At 65.4% G+C, this 2,234-nt stretch carries 2 protein-coding genes; one reads left to right on the forward strand and one right to left on the reverse strand.

The window, feature by feature from the left end:
* On the reverse strand, positions 1 to 1,156 hold a 1,156-nt coding region (locus LLH00_16990; protein MCE5272976.1), incomplete at its 3' end, for a class II D-tagatose-bisphosphate aldolase, non-catalytic subunit.
* A 292-nt stretch (positions 1,157 to 1,448) separates the two neighbouring features.
* On the opposite strand from LLH00_16990, the gene LLH00_16995 reads away from it, so the two are divergent.
* A partial coding sequence (locus LLH00_16995) for a hypothetical protein (GenBank protein ID MCE5272977.1) occupies positions 1,449 to 2,234 on the forward strand: 786 nt, incomplete at its 3' end.

Here is a 2,234-nt window from a genome sequence, read left to right on the forward strand (position 1 = left end):
TGCGCGCGGCCAGGACACCCGGATCGGTCCAGATGTAGCGGCAGCCGGTGCGGACCAGCCATTCGCGGCGGGCCGCGGTGAGCTGGGCGAAGGGTTTGTCCATCTCATCCGGCTGACGCCATTTCTCCCAGCGTCCGCTGGCCACTACGGCGTTCTCCAGAGCCTGGGGTACGCCGCTGGCGGAAGCCAGCTTGCCGGAGGCGACCAACAGGGCCTCCTTGTCGCTCATGTCCTTGAGGGCGCAGTACTCGGCCTCGGTGAACTCCGGCCCGATATTGGCCCCGCCCATGCCGCTGGTGGGGTAGTCCTGCGGGTTGTCCACGCTGTCCGAGTAGTGCCCCTTGATGAACGAGCCGTAACGGCTGGCCTCGTAGACCAGGGTCTTGGCAACTTCCGGGTCGAACAGGGTAGTGTGCAGGTCGGTGCCCACCTTGCCCACCACGAAACAGGGCCAGACATCCTCCAGGCCATTTTTCTTCAGGCCCGATTTCAAGCCCTCGAGGAACGTGCGGAACACGCTCATATCGGCCAGGCCGCCATGGACCTCCTCGGTGCCAACCTCGTAGGAGATACGGGGCAGGCCCTTGGCGCGGCGGTGACGCTCGGTGTGGGTGATCAGCTCCACGGTGCGCTCTACCACCACGTGGATGTCGATGATCTGGCCCTTGGGCAGGCTGCGGTCGACAGTCGGGTCCACGTGCAACAGGTCGTAGCCGGCGTCGGCGCAGGCGACCAGGGAGTCCTTGACTCCCTGCATGGCGCGCTCCAGGGGCCACTTCTCGATAGTCTGCTTGTCCTTGAGCCAGGGGCCGCCGTGGTCCAGGGCCACGATCACCGGGCCAGCCAGCCCGATCCGCGCCACCTCGTCCCGCACCAGCCCGACAAACTGCTCCTGAGTCCAACCGGTGTAGCCGCCGTCCAGGTCCACCTGGTTCAGCGTGGCGGCGTACTTGATCGGGGCGTCGTTCTTGAGGGCGGAGCGCAGGGCGGCGCGGGTGACCGCCTCGCTGTTGGGGCAGGCGGCGAACAGGGTCACGGGTTTGAGGCCGCGGTCGGAGCCTTTTTTCAGGGCCTTGAGCACGGCATCGGTCAGGGGTATGCCGGCCTTCTCGGCCAGCACGCGGACACGGCTTCTGTCGACAGTCTGGTGGCTCATCGGAAAATCCCTCACTCGGTTTGGATATATGAAAGTGATGCGATTGTGGCTCATGTCGGGGCCGCTCCTCCCGCCGCAGGCAAGGCCGCGGCGGGCGCGGGGGAGCTGTCGGCCCGTGGATAATTTAACACTTTTGGTGCGCCGGGACAAAGGTTATGGCCTGGGGGGCTGTCACGCCGCCGGAGAGGCTGCCAGGTGTGAAACCGTAACTGTTGCCAGCACATGCGATTTGAGCTAAATTAATTCCTTCGAGCTGGATCTCATATAAGCGTGATAATCGGTGTGGGGAGACATGAATACTGATAAGGACGTTCGCTCCTACCCGGCACTGGACCGCGGCCGGGTAAGGATGCTGCCACTGGCAGAGCGGCGTAACAAGGTTACCGCCGGACGGGACATAATCGACCCCACCAGCGCACCGCGCAAGCTGGATGCAAAGGCCGAGGCCCTGGTGGCCGAGACCGTGGAGCGTATCGCGGCGGCGCGCCGGAAAAGAAGGCCGGTGATATTGGCGTTTGGAGCGCATTGTATCAAGAACGGGCTGTCGCGGGTGCTGGGCGCCCTGGCGGCCGAGGGCTGGGTCAGCCACCTGGCGACAAACGGAGCCGGAATAATCCACGACTGGGAGCTTTCGTTCCTGGGCCAGACCAGCGAGGACGTGCGTGAGAACGTGGCCCGGGGGCAGTTCGGCAACTGGCAGGAGACCGGGTTTTTCATCAATCTGGCGCTGAACGTGGGGGCCTGGCAGGGAAGGGGCTACGGTGAGTCGGTGGGGGCAATGATCGAGGGCCAGGGGCTGGAGATACCCTCCGAAGCGCAGCTTGAGGCTGTGGTACGAGAGTGCCTGGGCCGCGACCCTGCGAGGGCCGCTGCCGCGGCGGAACTGCTGGGCGTGGTCCGTCGTTTCGGGCTCGAACCGGGTTTCCTCAAGGCGCCGCACCCCTGGCGCGAAAGCAGCGCGCAGGCGGCGGCGTTCCGCCTGGGGGTGCCGTTCACCGGCCACCCGATGTTCGGCCACGACATAATCTACAACCATCCGATGAACAACGGGGCCCTTCTGGGGCGGGCCGCAGAGCGG

The organism is bacterium, from assembly GCA_021372515.1.
GTDB lineage: Bacteria > Gemmatimonadota > Glassbacteria > GWA2-58-10 > GWA2-58-10 > JAJFUG01.